Annotated in this window: 18 protein-coding genes; 11 read left to right on the top strand and 7 right to left on the bottom strand. The window is 69.4% G+C overall.

All coding sequences use genetic code 11. The features are described 5' to 3' along the window. Nucleotides 1–19 precede the first annotated feature (19 nt). The 5 genes from ACLM5J_RS02830 to ACLM5J_RS02810 all read left to right on the top strand — a co-directional run bounded on the left by ACLM5J_RS02830 (nt 20) and on the right by ACLM5J_RS02810 (nt 5,182). Nucleotides 20–355: an anti-sigma factor antagonist gene (locus ACLM5J_RS02830; RefSeq protein ID WP_413654485.1), complete on the top strand. Its 336-nt coding sequence runs from the start codon at nt 20–22 to the stop codon at nt 353–355. Nucleotides 356–439: 84 nt separating this feature from the next. Continuing rightward, complete coding sequence (locus ACLM5J_RS02825) at nt 440–943, top strand: RNA polymerase sigma factor (RefSeq protein WP_413654484.1); 504 nt, start codon at nt 440–442, stop codon at nt 941–943. After that, nucleotides 936–2,150 carry a hypothetical protein gene (locus tag ACLM5J_RS02820; protein WP_413654483.1) on the top strand — a complete coding sequence of 405 codons (1,215 nt, stop codon included), beginning with the start codon at nt 936–938 and terminating at the stop codon, nt 2,148–2,150. The genes ACLM5J_RS02825 and ACLM5J_RS02820 overlap by 8 nt, the downstream gene beginning before the upstream one ends. A 42-nt stretch (nt 2,151–2,192) precedes the next feature. Continuing rightward, the gene (locus ACLM5J_RS02815; protein ID WP_413654482.1) at nt 2,193–3,662 is read left to right on the top strand and encodes a methyltransferase; all 1,470 of its coding nucleotides are present in this window, start codon (nt 2,193–2,195) and stop codon (nt 3,660–3,662) included. A 47-nt stretch (nt 3,663–3,709) separates the two neighbouring features. Further along, nucleotides 3,710–5,182: a DUF2510 domain-containing protein gene (locus ACLM5J_RS02810; protein ID WP_413654481.1), complete on the top strand. Its 1,473-nt coding sequence runs from the start codon at nt 3,710–3,712 to the stop codon at nt 5,180–5,182. A 33-nt stretch (nt 5,183–5,215) separates the two neighbouring features. Here ACLM5J_RS02810 and ACLM5J_RS02805 read toward each other — a convergent pair whose 3' ends face one another. Continuing rightward, nucleotides 5,216–5,560, bottom strand: coding sequence for a DUF1330 domain-containing protein (locus ACLM5J_RS02805; RefSeq protein WP_413654480.1), 345 nt, complete (start codon nt 5,558–5,560; stop codon nt 5,216–5,218). A gap of 125 nt (nt 5,561–5,685) precedes the next feature. On the opposite strand from ACLM5J_RS02805, the gene ACLM5J_RS02800 reads away from it, so the two are divergent. Next, entirely contained in the window at nt 5,686–6,444 is a 759-nt protein-coding gene (locus ACLM5J_RS02800; protein WP_413654479.1) for a helix-turn-helix domain-containing protein, read from the top strand. Between the two features lie 49 nt (nt 6,445–6,493). On the opposite strand, the gene ACLM5J_RS02795 is transcribed toward ACLM5J_RS02800, so the two are convergent. From ACLM5J_RS02795 to ACLM5J_RS02770, 6 genes are all read right to left on the bottom strand, one after another. Continuing rightward, nucleotides 6,494–7,099 carry an energy-coupling factor transporter transmembrane component T family protein gene (locus tag ACLM5J_RS02795; RefSeq protein ID WP_413654478.1) on the bottom strand — a complete coding sequence of 202 codons (606 nt, stop codon included), beginning with the start codon at nt 7,097–7,099 and terminating at the stop codon, nt 6,494–6,496. Further along, the gene (locus tag ACLM5J_RS02790) at nt 7,096–7,779 is read right to left on the bottom strand and encodes an energy-coupling factor ABC transporter ATP-binding protein (RefSeq protein ID WP_413654477.1); all 684 of its coding nucleotides are present in this window, start codon (nt 7,777–7,779) and stop codon (nt 7,096–7,098) included. The genes ACLM5J_RS02795 and ACLM5J_RS02790 overlap by 4 nt, the downstream gene beginning before the upstream one ends. Beyond that, nucleotides 7,773–8,912 carry a thiolase family protein gene (locus tag ACLM5J_RS02785; protein ID WP_413654476.1) on the bottom strand — a complete coding sequence of 380 codons (1,140 nt, stop codon included), beginning with the start codon at nt 8,910–8,912 and terminating at the stop codon, nt 7,773–7,775. Before ACLM5J_RS02785 ends, ACLM5J_RS02790 begins: the two co-directional genes overlap by 7 nt. After that, the gene (locus ACLM5J_RS02780) at nt 8,909–9,916 is read right to left on the bottom strand and encodes an AMP-binding protein (RefSeq protein ID WP_413654475.1); all 1,008 of its coding nucleotides are present in this window, start codon (nt 9,914–9,916) and stop codon (nt 8,909–8,911) included. The genes ACLM5J_RS02785 and ACLM5J_RS02780 overlap by 4 nt, the downstream gene beginning before the upstream one ends. 8 nt (nt 9,917–9,924) lie before the next feature. Then, nucleotides 9,925–10,527, bottom strand: a complete 603-nt coding sequence (locus ACLM5J_RS02775) for a biotin transporter BioY (protein ID WP_413654474.1) — start codon at nt 10,525–10,527, stop codon at nt 9,925–9,927. 78 nt (nt 10,528–10,605) lie between these two features. Further along, the gene (locus ACLM5J_RS02770; protein ID WP_413654473.1) at nt 10,606–11,589 is read right to left on the bottom strand and encodes a YeiH family protein; all 984 of its coding nucleotides are present in this window, start codon (nt 11,587–11,589) and stop codon (nt 10,606–10,608) included. 70 nt (nt 11,590–11,659) lie between these two features. Between ACLM5J_RS02770 and ACLM5J_RS02765 the strand changes: the two genes are divergently transcribed. The 5 genes from ACLM5J_RS02765 (at nt 11,660) to ACLM5J_RS02745 (ending at nt 19,215) form a co-directional block, all read left to right on the top strand. Next, nucleotides 11,660–12,574, top strand: a complete 915-nt coding sequence (locus ACLM5J_RS02765; RefSeq protein WP_413654472.1) for a LysR family transcriptional regulator — start codon at nt 11,660–11,662, stop codon at nt 12,572–12,574. A gap of 172 nt (nt 12,575–12,746) precedes the next feature. After that, nucleotides 12,747–15,512: a type I DNA topoisomerase gene (gene topA / locus ACLM5J_RS02760; RefSeq protein WP_413654471.1), complete on the top strand. Its 2,766-nt coding sequence runs from the start codon at nt 12,747–12,749 to the stop codon at nt 15,510–15,512. Nucleotides 15,513–15,821: 309 nt separating this feature from the next. Beyond that, the gene (tmk, locus tag ACLM5J_RS02755; RefSeq protein ID WP_413654470.1) at nt 15,822–16,472 is read left to right on the top strand and encodes a dTMP kinase; all 651 of its coding nucleotides are present in this window, start codon (nt 15,822–15,824) and stop codon (nt 16,470–16,472) included. Next, nucleotides 16,469–17,617: a DNA polymerase III subunit delta' gene (locus ACLM5J_RS02750; RefSeq protein WP_413654469.1), complete on the top strand. Its 1,149-nt coding sequence runs from the start codon at nt 16,469–16,471 to the stop codon at nt 17,615–17,617. The genes tmk and ACLM5J_RS02750 overlap by 4 nt, the downstream gene beginning before the upstream one ends. Then, nucleotides 17,614–19,215 (top strand): alpha/beta hydrolase, encoded by a 1,602-nt coding sequence (locus ACLM5J_RS02745; protein WP_413654468.1) that lies wholly within the window; start codon nt 17,614–17,616, stop codon nt 19,213–19,215. The genes ACLM5J_RS02750 and ACLM5J_RS02745 overlap by 4 nt, the downstream gene beginning before the upstream one ends. The last annotated feature ends 21 nt before the right edge of the window (nt 19,216–19,236 follow it).

Raw genomic sequence — 19,236 nt, 5'->3', positions numbered from 1 at the left:
TAAAGCCAGAGGGAGTGACGTGGACCTGAGTCTCAAGATCCGCGAACAGGGTGGGGCCACCATCGTTGCTGTCGCGGGTGAGATCGACGTCTACACCGCGCCCAAATTGCGCGACCAGATCACGGATCTTGTGGGCGGCGGTCAGTACCGGCTGATCATCGACATGGAAGCGGTCGAGTTTCTTGACTCCACAGGTCTCGGCGTCCTGGTGGGCGGCCTGAAGAAGGTACGCGCCCACGACGGCTCCTTGGAGCTGGTCTGCACCCAGGAGCGTCTGCTCAAGATCTTCCGGATCACCGGCCTCGCCAAGGTCTTCGCGATCCACAGCTCCGCCGACGAGGCCGTCGCCTCCTGAGTCGACGCCAGACGGTCGTCCGTCTGGTGCAACGTTTTCCGGACTCCCTGCGTAACAGGGGGCGTGGGAACAGAATCGGTGCTCATGGAGCAGAGAACGCCCGTCGCCTTCGACGACTGGGTCCGAGTCCGCTCTGCCGCGCTCCAACGCTTCGCCTATCTGATCACCGGCGACGCGGCAGAGGCTCCTGACCTGGTTCAGGAGGCGCTGGCGAGCGCCTGGCCGCGGTGGTCGGAGCTGGTCGCACGCGGCACCGTCGAGGCCTACCTGCGGCGCAGCATCGTGAACGCCAGCATCTCGCGGTGGCGCAAAGAGGGGCGCCGGGTCGTCCATGAGGACCCGGCCGCACTCGCCGAGGTCACGACGCCGGGCGCCGACACGGGAATCGGTGACGCCGACGCCGCCTGGCGGCTCTGCGCCACGCTGCCTCCAGCACAACGGGCCGCCGTCGTACTCCGCTTCTACGAGGACCTGGCCTTCAGCGAGATCGGTCGGATCCTCGACTGCACCGAAGCCACGGCGCGTTCCCACGTCCATCGTGCGCTGCGTTCGCTGCGCACCCGATTGGGAGAGATGAGCGATGACTGACGACGCGATGGAGCCGACCGGACCCGACCTCGGCGACGCAGGCCCCGGCCGCGGCGACGACCCGGCAGGCGACGGGCCTGGCCGCGACGACCTGGCGGGTGAGGCGTTCCGTGCTGCGTTCGCCAGAGAGGCGCACACGTTTCAACCGACGTCTGCTGACGACCTCCTGGCTTCCTTGCCGACGGTGCGCCGCCGTCCGCTGCGTCGCTGGGCAGCCCCACTGGCGGCGGCGGTTGCGGTCGGGATGATCGGCGTCGGGGTAGCGGCGGTGATCGGATCCGACGAGTCGACGTCGAACCCGGACGCCTCTGTCGCCGACCGCACCACCTCGGGCGGGGATTGGCGCTACGAGTCGATCGGTGACGTGTCGATCAAGGTCCCTGAGGCTTGGCCGTACCTCTCGCCGCCAGGTGACCAGTGGTGTGTCAATGAGAAGGCGGCCAAGGCAACGACCGCCGAACCGTATGTCGGGCTGAGCAGTGGATTCAGCACGCTCGTTCTGTGCACCAACGAGGAAGCCCCCAGTCCGATCTTCGGGGACCTGCCGGCACGCTTCTGGAGCACCCACATCGAGCTCGGATTCGTGACTCCCGAAGCGTTGCCCGAGGGGGAGACCGCGGCCGACGGCTGGACCAGAATCGTGCAACGCGCGGGTGAGGTGCAGCTGACCGGCTATGCCGATGCTGAGCACCTGGAGCTGATCCGGAAGGTCCTTGCATCGGTCAGGGTCGCTGAGGCCGACCCGCTCGGCTGCCCGGCTACCGCGCCGACGTCGGTGCGGCCGCCCGCTGCCTTCGACGTGGAGACGGTGAAGGTGAGTCGGGTGGTGATCTGCCAGTACTACGCCGACGGCTTGGTGGGGCCGCAGGTGCGGACGACGTCATGGCCCTTGCAGGCTTCGCGGGAGATCCCTGACCCCGAGGCGCTGCTTGCAGCGATCCAGTCCGCGAGGCCCGGCGGAGGTCCGGATCGTCCGAAGACCTGCATCGAGACCGAACAACGTGGACCGGATTTCGTGCTCCGCCTCGAGACCGCCGAGGGGCTCCGGGAGATCTGGGGCCGTGCGGGCAACTGCCGCTACAACGGTCTGGACGACGGGACGACGGTCCGAGAAATCACCACAGCGAACTGCGCCCCGCTGTGGGGAGGCCGGGTCCGGTTGTGGGTAGGAAGCAGCGCCGTCATGGAACGCTGCCAACCAAGCTGAGGCGTGGCCTCGCCTCCGGGCGAGGCCACGTAGCCTTGACCCGTGAGCAACGACTTCGTGCCCGCGCTGCGGGAGGCACTGGACAACGCCGGTTACACCTACGACGGGGTGGCCGACCTGCTGGGCGAGACCGCTCACTCCGCGCTGTCACGCAACGAGACGGTGCCCGGCCTGCGCCGCACTCGCGGTGGTTCGCCGATCGAGACGCTCACCCGACTCTTCCTGCTGCAGACGCCGGTCACCGGCGACGAGGCGGACGCCGCCCTGCCCGGCCTGGTCGACCGACTCTGCAACGAGGGCATGCTGGAGCAGAGCATCGGTGAGGTCGCGGCCCGGATGGACATCCGGCCCTACGCCACCGAGGACGACGACCTCTGGGTGGTCAGCGACCTCACCCCCGGCCTGGACGGCACGCCGAACAAGGTCGGCGCCGACCACGTGCTTGGCATCTCCAGTGCCGCCACTTCGCTGGCCCAGATGACGATCCGCGACGAGGTCACCCGCTCCCTGGACCTCGGCACCGGCTGCGGCGTGCAGGCGCTGCACCTGGCCCAGCACTCGCAGCAGGTCGTCGCAACCGACATCAACAAGCGCGCGCTCTGGATGACCGAGCTCAACGCCCGCCTGAACGGCGTGCCGACCGGGCGGATCGACGTCCGCGAGGGCTCGTTCTTCGAGCCGGTGCGCGGCGAGACCTTCGACCTGATCGCCACCAACCCGCCGTTCGTGATCTCGCCGGCCACCGATGAGCGCCTGGTCTACCGCGACTCCGGCCTGCCGGGCGACCGCGTCGTCGAGGACATCGTCCGGGCCGCCCCGCGGTTGCTCAACCCCGGTGGCTGGTGCCAGATCCTGGCCAACTGGGTGATTCCGGCGGACCGCGACTGGACCGAGCGCCTCGGCGAGTGGATCGACGAGTGCGACGCCTGGGTGGTTCAGCGCGAGGTGATCGACCCGGCCGGCTACGTCGAACTCTGGCTCAAGGACGCCGGCCTCCAGGGCAGCCCGGACTACGTGCGTCGCTACGACACCTGGCTGGCCTGGTTCGAGCAACAGGGCATCGAGGGTGTCGGCTTCGGCTGGATCAACCTGCGCCGCACCGACGCCACGCCCACCCTCCGTCTGGAGGAGTGGCCCTACGACGTAGAGCAGCCGATCGCGCCCACCTTCACGGCCTGGTCGCGGGCGATCGACTCCCTGGCGGAGTTGGACGACGACGCGCTGCTCGCCGCACGACCGGTGGTCCGCTCCGACGTCCAGCAGGAGACCTTCGGCGCCCCGGGCGCGGAGGACCCGGCCACTGTGGTGTTGCGTCAGCAGCGTGGCCTGCGCCGCGCGCGACAGGCCGACACGGTCGAGGCGGCACTGGTCGGTGCCTGCGACGGCGAGCTGACCGTCGGCCAGATCCTCAGCGCGCTGGCCTCCTTGCTCGACCTCGACGCCGCGACGTTGGCGGGAGAACGGCTGGCCGCGGTGCGGGAGCTGTTGGTGGAGGGCTTCCTCGAGATCTGACGTGGCGACCGCCCACAGCCATACCCGGTACTGGTTAGGCTGTGGGCGTGTCGAGCCCAGGTTGGTACCCAGATCCGTCCGGTCAGCCCCAGTCGTTCCGTTACTGGGACGGTCAGACGTGGAGCGAGCAGACCACCAGTAACCCTTACTCCCCGGCGCCGGGCGGTGCCGGGGCGAGCGAGCCCGCGCCGAGCGATCCTGCTCCGCAGGTGCAGTTCGGCCAGGGTGAGCCGGTCGCCGACCCGGCATCGACCGGCGAGGTTCCGACCGCTGAGACCTGGGTGCAGCCGCCGGCTGCGGAGCAGCCCGCTCAGTCGACTGCGGACTCCTGGGGACAGCAGCCTGCCGAGCAGCCGCCCGTTGAGCAGCCTCCCGCCGAGCAGTGGGGGCAGCAGCCGGGCTACGGCGAGGGCGCGCCCTACAGCACCGGTCAGCAGAGCTATGGGCAGCCCGAGTACGGCCAGCAGCCGCCGGCGGACCAGTGGGGCCAGCAGCCCGCCGCTGACCAGTGGGGCCAGCAGCCCGGCTACCCCCAGCAGGAGTACGGCCAGCAGCCGGGCTATGCCCAACAAGGCGGCTATGGCCAGCAGCCCGGCTACGGCGAGCAGCCCACCAGCCAGTTCGCTGCCCAGCAGTCGAGCTACGAGCAGTGGGGCGACCAGCCCGGCGGTTCCGGCTTCGGCACCCCGCCGCCCAACCAGTGGGCGCCGATGCCCGGTGGCGGCGACGGCGGCAACGGCGGCGGACGCAAGCTCGGCCTGCTGATCGGTGGGATCGTGCTGGCGCTGGTCCTCGTGGTCGGCATCGTGGTCGCGGCGATCACCATGACCGGCGACGACAGCGACGAAGCCAAGGGCGGTGACGAGACCTCGGCGACCAACGAGCCTACGGACGAACCGACCGACGAACCCACCGAGAGCACCGAATCGCCGACGGAGTCGACCGAGTCGCCGACGGACGAGCCGACCACCGGTGCGCCGAGCGAGCTCTGCATGAGCGGTCAGCCGACCATGCGCGAGGCGCACCCCGAGGACGGTCGCCTGCACGGCGGCGGCCTCAGCGTCGACAAGCCCAAGGGCTACCAGCTGGGTGCCTTCGAGTCGGCCTTCACCTTCGCCAGTGACGTGGTCACCGTCTACCGCGAGATCGAGGCGAAGTGGGTCGCCGTGCACGCACTCGGCTCGGTCTCCCGTGCCGCTGCCGGTGACGACCTCGAGTCGGCGACCCGCGCGGTGATGGCCTGCATCGCCGAGTCGGACGCCTTCTACACCAACGTCACCGACACCAAGGAGTTGGAGAGCAAGGCGTTCGAGGTCGGCGGCAAGAGCGGCTGGCTGGTGCGCCAGCAGATCCTGATCGACGACCCGGCCATCGAGGCCGAGGGCGACGAGCTGGTCGTCGTTCTCGTCGACACCGGAGATCCGGAGAGCTACGCCTTCTACAACGGCGGCTCCACCATCGGCGACAAGGTCTCGACCGCTCGTCTGGAGGAGACGCTGAAGAACCTCAGCGTCGACTGAGCTGTATCACCCTTTCCGCTGCTGCCCGCCGAGTCACCGACCGGTGGGCAGCAGTGTCTTCAGCTTGTCGACAGCGCGGTATCCCTCCGGCACTCCCGTGACCAGGGCCGCGATGCTCTCGGAGTTGTCGGTACGGAACGGCAGGATCGCCTGGTAGCCGGGGGAGAAGTACCACTCCCGGGCCGCGTCCTGGCTGGGGAACTCAACGATGATGACGTCGCCGTCCCAGGTGCCCTCGGCCGGTGTCAGCTTGCCGCCGTGCACCAGGAAATGGCCGCCGAACGGGGCAAGGGTCTCGTCGATCCGCTCGATGTACTCGATGATCTGGTCATTGACGTCGACGTCGCGCAGGTAGGCGATCGCATAAGCCTTGGTCATGGGTTCCTCCTTCGTGGGTGGTGCCCAGCGGCACCGGGTCACACCAGCCAACCCGTTGCCCGTCGTCGCGTCGATTACCCGTCAGGTCATGGCGAGGGTGCCGGTCGCGGCCCTAGGGTTTCGGCATGCAGCGCAGCGAAGCGGGGAACCTACTGCGTGACTGGCGGCGTCGTCGTCGGCTCTCGCAACTCGAGTTGGCCAGCCGGGCGGGCGTCTCGGCGCGGCATGTCAGCTTCGTGGAGAACGGGCGCTCCAAGCCGACCAGCGCGATGATCCTGCGGCTCTGTGACCAGTTGGCGGTGCCCTTGCGCGAGCAGAATCGATTGCTGCTCGCGGCAGGGTTCGCTCCCGCCCACGCCCAGCACGACCTCCGGGAGCCGTCGATGAGCCAGGCCCAGCAGGCGATCCAGGCGATCCTCACCGGCCACCTCCCGCATCCTGCGCTGGTGATCGACAGTGGGTGGGACATCGTCGACGCGAACGCGGCGGCGTGGGCGTGGCTGGCCGAGGTGGACCAGGCTCTCCTGGAGCCACCGGTCAACGTGATGCGACTCAGCCTGCACCCGTCCGGGCTGGCGCCGATGATCCGCAACTTCGAGGCCTGGAAGGAACATCTGCTGCGTCGGCTGCACCGGCAGTTCGACCTGACCGCCGATCCGAAGCTTGCCGAGTTGATGGAGGAGTTCGGTGCTCCTGGCGAGCCGATCGCGGACGAGACGCCGGCCCTGGTGGTTCCGCTCGAGCTCACCTTCGACGGCGTCGAGCTATCGCTGATCTCGACGACCACAGTCTTCGGGACGCCGTTGGAGGTCACTTTGTCGGAGCTGGCGATCGAGGCGTTCTATCCGGCGAACGAGGCCACCCGCGCCTTCCTCTCAATGTGACCTGACGGTCGTCGTCAGCAGGAATTCGCAGCGCTGAGGTCACATTGAGCTAGTCGTCGAAGCCGCGGGCAGCCAGGGCGTCACCGAGTTCGTCGGCCCGTCGGAGGGCGCCGACCACGAACGGCACCGCCATCGCCCGAACGCTGATCCTCAGGCCGCGGGCCTGCTGCGCCTCGGTGATCTGGCCAGCCAACTCGGCCATCAGCGGGACGGCGCGGATCGCGAGGTTCAGCAGCAGCCCGACCCGCTCGGGGTTGACTCCGATCATCCGGAGCGGGCCGCAGACCCGAACCACGACGTCGATCAGGTCGGTGGTCTTCGTGGTCAGCGTGACCAGATTCGCCAACAGCACAAGGGCGACGATGACGCCGGTGATCACCACAGCGCGTTGCCAGCCGACCACGATCGTCTGGAAGACGCTGAGCGGAACGACCACCCACAGCAGGGGCCGGATCGAGGCGAGGAGCACCGACGCCGGGATCCGGGCCACCGCATAGCCGAGCAGTACGACAACCAGGACGACGACCGTTTGGATCGGGGTGTCGACGAAGATCGAACCGATGCCGGCGCCGAGCAGGAGGAGCAGCTTCAACCCTGCCGGGCTCCGATGGAACGGAGAGCTCCCGGGCCGGTAGAGGCCGATCGTGGTGCTCACTCCATCAGCCCGAGATAGTGCTCGATCGCCTTGTCCGGAAGGCCGTCGAAAACCAGGCGCGACTCATCGAAGACCAGCACCCGTTCGAAGTCGGCGAGCAGGTCGAGGTGGTGCGTCACCAGGATGACGTTTTGCCGCATCGCGTTGATCGCCGCCACCACCCGACGGGTGTTGCGCAGGTCGAGCAGGGTGGTGGGCTCGTCCATCACCAGGATCTCAGGGTCCGTGACCAGGATGGAGCTCAAGGCCAGCATCTGCTTCTGGCCGGCCGACAACAGGTGGGCGGGGTGCTCCTCGTACCCCTGGAGCCCGTGCGCGGTGAGGATCGCGGTCACCCGGCTGGCGATCTCTGCCTTCGACAGGCCGCGGCGGCGCAACCCGAACGCCACATCCTCGGCGACGGTCGGCATCACGATCTGCGAGTCGGGGTCGGTGAAACAGAAGCCGACCTGACGCCGCACCTCTCGACCGTCGCCGGCGGTCTCCAGGCCGTTGATGGTGACGGTCCCCTGGGAAGGCACGATCAAGCCGTTGAGCATCCGGGCGAAGGTCGACTTGCCGGAACCGTTGGCACCGATCACGCCGATCCGGTCCTCGGTCAGGCTGAGGTCGAGGTCGCGCACCACGGGCGTCGTGCTCCCGGCGTAGTGGTGGGAGACACCGGTGAACCGGATCAGCATGCCTCGACCACCATCGCCACGCCCATGCCGCCACCGGCGGCGATCGCGGCGAGGCCGTAGCGGCCGCCCGGCTGGGTGATGAGTTGGCTGAAGAGGCGGACCGCCAACACGGCACCTGAGGCGCCCCACGGATGGCCGAGGGCGAGCGCGCCGCCCTGCCGGCAGACCCGGTCCGAGTCGAGCCCGAGTTCGTCGCAGCAGGCGAGCACCTGGCCGGCGAACGCCTCGTTGAACTCGATCACGTCGACCTCGTCCAGGGTGATTCCCGCTCGCTTCAACGCCGTCTGCGAGGCAGGAACCAGGCCGCGACCGGGCCGGGACGGTTCGACGCCGGAGGTCGCGGTGCTCAGGATCCGCAGCCCGGGCAGGCCGAGTCGGGCCTGGAGTTCCGGGCTGACGACGGCGACCGCGGCCGCGCCGTCGCTGATGCCGCAGGAGTTGCCCGCGGTGACGCTGCCGCCGGGACGGAAGGCTGCCGGGAGCCGGGCGAGCCGTTCGGGGCTGAGCCGGGGGCGTGGTCGGTCGTCGCGGACCACCTCGCCGATGGCGACCAGTTCGGCGTCGTAGTGCCCCGCCTCCCGGGCGCTGATCGCCAACGCGTGCGAGCGCGCGGCGTAGGCGTCCTGGCGTTCGCGGGTGACGCCGGCCTCGGTGGCGAAGAGGTCGTTGGCCAACCCCATCTCCAGATCCTCGAGGGAAGCGGGGGTGAAGGGCGCGCGCTCGTAACGCACCGGTTCGTCGCTCTCCGCAGTCGGCGGCCAGAACCGCCACGGCGCGGTGCTCGGCGACTCGACGCCGCCGGCGAAGATCAACTCGGCTCCACCGCGCACTGCCTGGGCGGCCAGGTCGATCGCGGCGAGCCCGCTGGCGCACTGTCGGTCGACGCTCAGACCTGGGACGCTCTCACCGAGGCCCGCGACCAAGGCACTGACCCGGGCCGGGTTTCCGCCGGGCCCCATGCAGTTGCCCAGGACGACGTCGTCGGGGACGGCGTTGGTCGCGAGCCGTTCGCGCAACGAACGGAGTACCGGCGCGGCAAGCTCATCGATGGGTCGCCGGGCGAGGGAGTGTCCGGTGGTTCCGATCGGGGTACGGGCCGCGGCGACGATCACCGGCGACGCATTCGCAGTCAAGACAGGCTCCTCGCCACTTCCACGGCAACAGCGGCTCGATCGATCTTCCCACCTGGCGTCAGTGGAAGGGTCGCCAGGTGCACCCAGCGGCGTGGCTGTTGGGCGGGGGGCAGGGATCGCCGCGACACCTCGTGCAGGTGGGCGACGTCGTCGGGGTGCGTCACCGCTGCGGCGACGATCTGCCCCACTTGGGTGTGGTCGAGCCCGAGCACGACGACGTCGCCGCGGGCCTCGGGCTGCAGGACGGACTCGATCTCGCTGATCCGTACCGTCGCTCCAGCGGTGGTGATCGCGCCGTCGCGACCGTCGATCCGGACCTGGCCGTCGCGCACCTGACCACGGTCGCCGACGGTGACCCAGCCGGCGTCGTCGCGGCGCAACGTGTGCTCGGGCGCGAGGTAGCCCTGACAGAGATACGGCGAGCGGACCCAGATCTCGCCGTCCCGGTCGACGACGTCGACGCCGGGGAAGGGTCGGAGTGCGTCGGCGTGCTCACCCCAGGCTACGAAGGAGAGTTCGGCTGCGCCGTAGTAGTGGTAGAGCGTGACCCCGGCGGCGACGGCGTCGGCGTGGACACGGCGGGTGAGCCGGTCACCGGCGGTGATCACGTGGACGCCGCGGAGCGCGGCGGGCTCCTGGGCGAGCAGCCGGGCCAGCGTGGACGGCGTCAGGTGGGCGTGGGTGGCGCCGTTCAGCTCGGTGCTGCGTTCGGCCCCGGCCCAGCGTGCGTGGACGGCGCCGAACAGGTTCATCGTGGCGGTGACCGGGCCCGGGATCCAGACCTTGCTGGCGGTGTCGATCCTGGCCAGTTCGCTGAGGTGACCGAAGGAGTCGAGCCACGAGTCCGTCGTCCGCACGATGCTCCGCGGCGCGGAGGAGGTGCCCGAGGTGCTGAGCGCGAGCAGGCGCCCTTCGTGGTGGGCGGTGAAGAAGGCGGCGACCGGGTCCGGGCTGGCCAGGAGGTCGAGTGGGGCGTCGGCCGACTGGGGCCCGGGTCCGGTCATCGGGGTGCTCAGACCGAGGTGGACTCGGCGAGCGGCTGCTTGCTGCGGCGGTTCGGGAGCAGGCCCGGGTAGGCAGCGTGGACGCCGCGCGCGACGATCGCGCACAGGACCGCCTTGGCGGTGTCGCCGGGGACGAACGCCCAGGCGACCTTGGTGGCGGCGCTGAAGCTGATGTCGAGCCGCTCCATCATGCCGACGATGCCGATCAGGTTGAGCAGGGCGACGCCGATGATCAGGTTGATCGCGATGCCCCAGGTGAGGCGGTACGGGGCGCCGACCGCGTAGACCAGGGCGCCGATCAGGAAGGCCGCGATCGGGAAGCCGATCAGGTAGCCGACCGAGGGGCCGCTGAAGACGCCGAGTCCGCCGCGGCCGCCGGCCAGGAGGGGGAGGCCGAGGGCGACCAGGGCGAGGAAGACGACGACGGCGAGCCCGCCGCGCTTGGGGCCGAGGATGGCGCCGGCCAGCATGATGCCCAGGGACTGGGCGGTGATCGGGACCGAGCTGCCGAAGCCGGAGAAGGCGGGGATGAGGCCGAGGGCGGCGATCATGCCAGCGAAGATGGCGATCATCGCGAGATCGCGGCTGGGCGTGGAGTTCTGACGGTTCATGATCACTTCCTGAGGTGACGGGGGCATCACGGAAGGACCATTCTTACCGGAACTGAACAGTGTTCGGTAATTGCGGTTTCAGAGCGCTTTGTTAACGACCAGTAGAGCCAGCGGGACCAGGGTCACCGTCGCGGTCGCTACCAGGGAGAGGGTCACCGCGCGGGCCGGGACCGGCCACAGATCGCGTACCGCGATCCCGAGGCCGAGGCCGAACATGCCGGCGGCGAGCAGGATGCTGCTCGCGTCGCTCGCCAGATCGAGCGCGACCGGGGGTAGGATTCCGGTCGCCCGGAGCGCGACGGCGCCGATGAAGGCGGTCAGGAACCACGGCACCTCGCGGAGCGAGAAGCCGCCGCCGGCGTGGTGGGAGCGGGCCACGGCATGGTGGACCGGAGCCAGCATCAGGACTCGGCCGAGCTTGATGCTCATCGCGATCGCGAGCGCCCCAGGACCGATCAGCGCCGCGGCCGCCGCGACCTGGGCGACCTCATGGATGCTGGCGCCTGCCCACAGCGCGGTGGTTCGCTCGTCGAAGCCGAGCAGGTCGCCGAGCAGGGGGATCGCGGCCAGCATGACGGTGCCGTGGATCGTGACCAGGGCAAGTGCCAGGCCGACGTTCTTCTCCTTCGCCTTCGCCGAGTCCTGGACCGCGGCGATCGCCGCCGCGCCGCAGACCGCGAAGCCGGAGGCGAGCAGGCTGACCAGTTCCTGCTCGAGCTGCATCCGGCGTCCGACCCACCGGGTCAGGTAGAAGGTGCTGGCCACGGTGGCGACGATCAGCAGCAGTCCGAAGAGCCCGAGTTGGGCGATGTCGGAGAGGGCGAGCCGCAGGCCGAGCAGGGCGACGCCGAGCCGGAGCATGAACTTGGCGGCGCTGGCGCAGCCATCGAACAGGCGGGCCTTTGCGAGGCGGGAGTTGGCCACCGCTGCGCCGAGGGCGAGCGCCAGGATCAGCGGGCTGACCAAGGGGAAGAACTGGCTGACGCACCAGGCGCCGAGGGCGACGGCGAGCGGCGCCTGCCAGCGGCGGACTGCGGTCTGCGGCAGCGTGCTGGAGGACATGATCCGACCCTCTCCGGGCTGGAGCGCACCCGGTAGACGCCGGTTTGACGGCAACTCATAACCTTCAGTTATGAGCACCTGGCCCGACCTGGAGAGCCTCCGGCTGCTGGTCGCCATCGCGGACCTCGGCAGCATCGGGGCGGCCGCCCGCGACGAGGGGATCACCCAACCTGCGGCCAGCAAACGGATCCGTGCCCTGGAGGCCCGATGGCGGCTCCGCCTGCTGGAGCGGTCGAAGCGCGGCTCGGTGCTGACCGACGACGGTGCCGCCGTCGTCTCCTGGGCCCGCCAGGTGCTGCACGAGATGGAGGTCATGCAGACCGGAATCGAGGCACTCAGCGCGGAACGGCGCTCCGGTTTGTCGGTCGCAGCCAGCCTGACCGTCGCCGAGTTCATGCTGCCGCGCTGGATCGGCGAACTGCGGATGCAGGAGGCGTCGCTGCAACCGCTGCTGCGGGTCGTCAACAGCGAACACGTGGCCGAGTTGGTCCGCTCCGGCGAGGCCGACATCGGCTTCATCGAGACCGCCGTGCTGCCGCGCGATCTCTCCGTGGTCCGCCTCGGCGTCGACGCACTCTCCATCGTCACGTTGCCGAACCACCCCTGGGCGTTGCGGACGACGCCGGTCCCACGGGAGGCGCTGATCGAGGCCGAGTACGTGTTGCGCGAACGCGGCAGCGGAACCCGGAGCACCTTCGAGAGCGCGCTCCGCGTCGAACCCCGGCTCGCTCTCGAAGCCGGCTCGACCAGCGCCCTGGTCGGCGCCGCCCTCGCCGGCCTGGGCCCGGCCGTCGTCTCCAGTCGGGCGGTGGCCCACTACGTGGAGACCGGGCGCCTGGTGGAGATCCCGCACGAGCTCTATCTGTGGCGGCCGATCTCCGCGGTCACCGATCCCCAACGCCGGTTCAACGAGCACGCCGAGGCGCTGACCAAGATCGCACAGCGGGCGGTGCGCCGCGACCGCGCGGAGTTCCCGGAGGGCTGAGGCTCGCCGGCTTGGAGCGAGCGGCGAGCGCCGCCGTCGAGGTGTACGGGGCAGGGCCGCCAGGACCACGAACGGGTGCACCGCAGGCGGAAGATGGCGACACGCGCTACCGTAATCGGCCGTGAGACCCTTCCGATGTCGGATCGGGGTCACTGAGAGGGAAGAAGAGTCCGTGGCGCACAAGCTGGTCATCGTGGAGTCCCCGGCCAAGGCCCGCACCATCGCGGGGTACCTGGGCAAGGGGTACGTCGTCGAGTCTTCGATCGGCCACATCCGTGACCTGCCGCAGAGCGCTGCGGATATCCCGGCCAAGATCAAGGACAAGTCCTGGGGCCGGTTCGGAGTCGACGTCGAGAACGGCTTCACCCCCTACTACGTGGTGCCGCGCGACAAGAAGAGTCACATCACCAAGCTCAAGGGTCTGTTGAAGGACGCCGACGAGCTCTACCTCGCCACCGATGAGGACCGCGAGGGAGAGGCGATCGCCTGGCACCTCCTGGACGAGCTCAAGCCCAAGAACATCCCGGTGCACCGGATGGTCTTCCACGAGATCACCAAGCCCGCGATTCAGGCCGCCGTCGAGAACCCGCGTGAACTCGCGATGGATCTCGTCGAGGCCCAGGAGACCCGCCGCATCCTCGACCGTCTCTACGGCTACGAGGTCTCGCCGGTGCTCTGGCGCAAGGTGATGAGCGGCCTCTCCGCCGGCCGCGTGCAGTCGGTGGCGACCCGCCTGGTGGTCGACCGCGAGCGCGAGCGGATGGCCTTCAAGATGGCCTCCTACTGGGACCTCGAGGGCTCCTTCGACGCCGGCAGCGGTAAGGACCACCGGATCTTCCCGGCCAAGCTGCACAGCGTCGACGACGTCCGGGTGGCCCGCGGTAGCGACTTCGGCCAGGACGGTCAGCTGAAGGCGGGCTCGCAGGGCAAGGTCGTCCACCTGGACCGGAGCCGTGCCGAGGCGCTCGTCGAGGCACTGGACGCCGCCAGCTACGACGTCCGTTCCGTCGAGGCCAAGCCGTACAAGCGTTCCCCGTACGCGCCGTTCCGCACCACCACCCTCCAGCAGGAGGCAAGCCGCAAGCTCGGGATGAGCTCATCGGTGACGATGTCGGTGGCGCAGCGGCTCTACGAGAACGGCTATATCACCTACATGCGTACCGACTCGACCACGCTGTCGGAGTCGGCGATCGGTGCCGCCCGCGAGCAGGTGCGCGAGCTCTACGGTGCCGAGTACCTGCCCGAGAAGCCACGCGTCTACGCCTCCAAGGTGAAGAACGCGCAGGAGGCGCACGAGGCGATCCGTCCCGCCGGCGACACTTTCCGCACCCCGGCGCAGACCGGCCTGACCGGTGACCAGTTCCGGCTCTACGAGCTGATCTGGATGCGGACCGTCGCATCCCAGATGCGTGACGCCGAGGGCCGCTCGGTCACCATCCGCTTCGGTGCACAGGCCGCCACCGGTGAGGACGCCGTCTTCTCCTCCAGCGGCCGCGTGATCACCTTCCACGGCTTCCTCAAGGCCTACGTCGAAGGCACCGACGACAACGCCGCCAGCGACGACGCTGAGACCCGGCTGCCGAACCTGGCCGAGGGCGACCGCCTCTCCGCGGCCTCGCTACAGGCCAGCGGCCACGAGACGAAGCCCCCTGCGCGCTACACCGAAGCGACGCTGATCAAGGAGTTGGAAGAGCGCGAGATCGGCCGCCCGTCGACCTACGCCTCGATCATTGGCACCATCCTGAACCGTGGCTACGTCTACAAGAAGGGCACCGCTCTGGTGCCGGCCTGGATCGCCTTCTCGGTGGTGCGGCTGCTGGTGGAGCACTTCCCGCGGCTGATCTCGTATGAGTTCACCGCCGGTATGGAGGATGTCCTCGACGACATCGCCGCCGGGCGCCGCGACCGGGTCACCGAGCTCGCCGAGTTCTACTACGGCTCGGACCGGGTGCAGGGCCTGCAGCCGTTGGTCAACGGCCTCGGCGACATCGACGCCAAGGAGCTGGCGACCTTCCCGATCGGTGCACCCGAGGACGGCATCAACCTCCGGGTCGGCCGCTACGGCCCTTATATCGAGGTCGCCGGTGACGGCGAGGACGGCGACGGCAGCGAGGCGCCCAAGCGTGCCAACGTCCCGGACGACCTGCCGCCCGACGAGCTGACCCTGGAGAAGGCACGCGAGCTGCTGGCCAACCCGGCCGGCGAAGAGATCGTGCTCGGGGCGGACCCGGAGAGCGGTCTACAGATCGTGGCCAAGAACGGTCGCTTCGGTCCGTACGTCACCGAGGTCCTGCCGGAGGACGCCCCGAAGTCCGCGAAGCCGCGGACCGGTTCGCTCTTCAAGTCGATGTCCCTGGACTCGATCACGCTGGAGGATGCGCTCAAGCTGCTCTCGCTGCCGCGCGTCGTCGGTAAGGACGCGGACGGTGAGGAGATCACCGCACAGAACGGTCGCTACGGGCCGTACCTGAAGCGGGGGACCGATTCGCGCTCGTTGACCACTGAGGACCAGCTCTTCACGATCACGCTCGACGAGGCGCTGGCGATCTACGCCCAGCCCAAGCAGCGGGGTCGCGCGGCTGCGGCACCGCCGCTCAAGGAGCTCGGCCCGGACCCGGTCTCGGGCCAGCCGATGGTGGTCAAGGCGGGCCGCTTCGGTGAGTACGTCACCGATGGCGAGTACAACGCCACGCTGCGCAAGGACGACTCGATCGAGGAGTTGACCGCCGAGCGCGCGGCCGAACTGCTCGCTGAGCGTCGGGCCAAGGGGCCGGCCAAGAAGGCCGCGAAGAAGGGCGCCAAGAAGGCCGCCGCCAAGAAGGCTCCGGCGAAGGCTGCGGCCACCAAGACCGCCGCTAAGAAGACGGCCGCGAAGAAGACCGCGACCAAGACAGCGGCGAAGAAGACGACGGCCAAGAAGGCCGCCAAGAAGGCGTGATCCGCCGCCCTCGTTGGTCGAGCGTCGTCTCGTTGGTCGAGCGTCGTCCCGTTGGTCGAGCGTCGTCCCGTTGGTCGGACGTCGTCCCGTTGGTCGGACGTCGTCCCGTTGGTCGAGCTTGTCGAGACCAGGTGATCTCGACAAGCTCGATCACCGGGACAGGCTCGATCACCGGGGACGGACTCGATCGCCGGGGACAGGCTCGATCACCAGGGACAGGCTCGATCACAGGAACGCCGTTGGTCGAGCTTGTCGAGACCCGGGGACCGCCGTCCGGCCGCAGTAGGACCCGTGCTCTAGGGTCGGGTCGTGAGTTCGACGGGCCTCTATACCGACACCGGCGTCTTCGTCTGCTTCGAGGGCGGCGAGGGCGGTGGCAAGTCCACCCAGTCGCAGCTCCTCCACGACTGGTTGACCGCCGAGGGCTACTCCGTGGTGCTCACCCGGCAGCCGGGAGGTACCGAAGTCGGCAAGCAGGTGCGCCAGATCGTGCTGTCGCCCGAGACCGGCGAGCTCAGCCACCGCACCGAGGCACTGCTCTACGCCGCCGACAAGGCGGAGCACGTCGACACGGTGTTGCTGCCCGCGCTCCGGGCCGGGCAGGTCGTGGTCACCGACCGCTATGTCGACTCCGCGATCGCCTATCAGGGCTCCGGACGCGATCTCGACGCCGCTGAGGTCACCTGGGTGAACCGGTGGGCCACCGGTGACCTGCGTCCGCACCTGACGGTCCTCCTCGACCTCGAACCGCAGCAGGGTCTGGGCCGCTTCGCCGAACGGGACCGGATCGAGGCCGAGGGTGTGGAGTTCCACCAGCGGGTCCGGGAGGCGTTCCAGGCGCTCGCCGCTGCTGACCCCGACCACTATCTGGTCCTCGACGCCCGCGCCACGATCCCCGAGATCGCCGCCGCGATCCAGGCCCGGCTGACGCCGTTGCTGGTCCAGGCGGCCCGGCGATGACAGTCTGGGACACGCTTGTCGGCCAGCGGCCGATGATCGCCAACCTGCAACAGGCCGCGGCCGGCCACGGGATGAGCCACGCGTTCCTCTTCGTCGGGCCGCCCGGCTCGGGACGTTCCAACGCCGCCCAGGCGTTCGCAGCCGCGCTGCAGTGCCCCGACCAGGGCTGCGGCGTCTGCCACTCCTGCACGACGGCGCTGGCCGGATCGCATGCCGACATCTCGCTGGTCCGCACCGAGAAACTGTCGATCGGCGTCGACGAGGTGCGGGCGTTGGTGCGTACCGCCGCGCTCGCGCCTGCTGGTGCCCGTTGGCAGATCCTGATCATCGAGGACGCCGACCGGCTGACCGACCAGGCCTGCAACGCGTTGCTGAAATCGATCGAGGAGCCGAGCGAGCGGACCGTCTGGATCCTCTGTGCGCCGACCGTCGAGGACGTGCTGCAGACGATCCGTTCGCGATGCCGCCTGGTCACCCTCTCGACGCCCGGACCGGCCGACGTTGCGGCGTACCTGGAGCGGAGCCTCGGGGTTCCGGGCGACCTCGCCTCCTATGCGGCGCGAGCGAGCCAGGGCCACATCGGGCGGGCCAAGGCGCTGGCGCGTGACGAGGAGACCCGCAACCGGCGCCGCGAGATCGTCGGTTGGCCGGTGAAGCTGACCGGGCTCCGCCACTGCATGGACGCCGCGGCTCGGGTGCTGGCGGCGGCCAAGGAGGAGGCCGAATCGATCACCAGCGAGCTGGACGAGCGCGAGAAGCGGGATCTCGACGCCGCCTACGGCGTGGTCGAGCGCGGACGGCGTCCGCGGGAGTACGGCCCGGCGCTGAGTGCGCTGGAGAAGGGCCAGAAGACGCGGGCGAAGCGGCGCATCCTCGACGTCGTCGACCGTGGGCTGATGGATCTCGCCTCGGTCTACCGCGACGCGATCGTGTTGAGCAGTGGTGCGACGAGCGAGCTGGTCAACGAGGAGTTGCGGGGCGATCTGCAACGGCTGGTCCGGGTCACGTCGCCCGAGTCGAACCTGAACCGGATCGAGGCGATCTTCACGGCGCGCGAGCAGATGCTGGAGTTCAACGTGCCGGCCGCTTTGGCGCTGGAATCCATGATGGTGTCGTTGCGTTTGCCTGAAGGGAGTCGTCCGTGAAGCGAGTGGTCGTGCTGGTGATGGTGGCTGCTCTGGTCCTTGCCGCGGCCGGCACCACGATCGCGGTCCTGCTGAGCGCCGGCACCGACGAGCCGTCCGGCACGATGCGCCGGGGCGGCGCGACCGACGGCTCCGAGCCCGACCCGCAGCCCGCGCCGTCGAGTGATGTTCCGGAACGCAAAGCGGAGGCCCGTAAGGCACCGGTCGCCGGGCTCCAGACCTACTACGACCAGACGATCTCCTGGGAGGCGTGCGGTCGTAACCAGTGCGCCTGGGTGGAGGTTCCGTTGGACTACGCGAAGCCGCAGGGTGAGCGGATCAAGCTGCGGATGATCAAGATCGCTGCCGGGGAGCCGAGTCGACGGATCGGGTCGATGGTGATCAACCCGGGCGGCCCCGGCGGGTCGGGCGTGGAGTATGCCAAGCAGGCTGACTACGCCTTCGGAAAGGTGGTCCGCGACCGTTACGACATCGTCGGTTTCGATCCGCGCGGGGTGGGTGCGAGTGCGCCGATCGACTGCCTCACCGATGCGGAGTTGGACGCGTGGTACGCGAAGGACCCGACGCCCGACACCCCGGCCGAGGTGGCCGAGGCCCAGCGGTGGAGTGACCGGTTCGGTGCCGGGTGCGTGGAGCATTCCGGTGCTCTGGCTGCGCACGTCTCCACGGTCGAGGCGGCACGCGACCTCGACGTGATCCGGGCAGTGCTGGACGAGTCCACGTTGACCTACTTCGGTGCCTCGTACGGCACGAAGTTGGGCGCTACCTATGCGGACCTCTTCCCCAAGCGGTCGGGTCGGCTGGTGCTCGACGGCGCGGTCGACGTCTCGTTGACCGCGCGCGAGGCGAGTCTCGGTCAGGCCGGTGGTTTCGAGATCGCGCTACGGGCATATGTCGACAATTGCGTGAAGGCTGGCTCCTGTTTCCTGGGCGCGGACCGCGAGGCGGCGCTGGATCGGATCACCGCGTTGCTGGCGGAGCTGGAGGCGGAGCCGATCAAGGTCGGCGACCGTGAGCTGACGGCGGGCAACGCCTTCTACGGCATCGCGCTGCCGCTCTACAACCGTGACTACTGGGTGCTGCTCGACGAGGCGCTGCGCGACGTCCTGGACGGCGATGGCGCGGCGTTGCTGACGCTCTTCGACTACTACGCGGCGCGCGAGGGCGACGGGTACGCCGATAACAGCTCGGAGGCGATCTGGGCGATCAACTGCCTCGACGACTCCTCGTCGATCCCGGCGCGCAAGGTGAAGAAGGCGCTGCCCGAGTTCGAGAAGGCGTCGCCGACCTTCGGTGACATCTTCGCCTGGGACCTGGTCAGCTGCCACGGGCTGGCGGTGCCGGAGGCCGCGAAGCGTCCTCCGCTGACGGCGGCCGGTGCCCAGCCCCTGCTGGTGATCGGCACCACCCGCGACCCGGCGACCCCCTACGCCTGGGCCCAGGCGCTCGCCAAGCAACTGGACCCGGCGATCCTGGTGACCCGCGACGGCGACGGCCACACCGGCTACAACATGGGCAACGACTGCGTCGACGACGTCGTCGAGAACTACCTGATCGGTGGCACCGTCCCGAGTGCCGACGTCACCTGCCCCGCCTGAGCCGAGCCAGCAGGAGCCCGG

Origin of the sequence: Nocardioides sp. Bht2 (assembly GCF_047308515.1) — a bacterium.
Taxonomy (GTDB): domain Bacteria; phylum Actinomycetota; class Actinomycetes; order Propionibacteriales; family Nocardioidaceae; genus Nocardioides.
The sequence above is the reverse complement of the archived record's forward strand: the minus strand, read 5'-3'. Positions and strand labels throughout refer to the sequence as shown.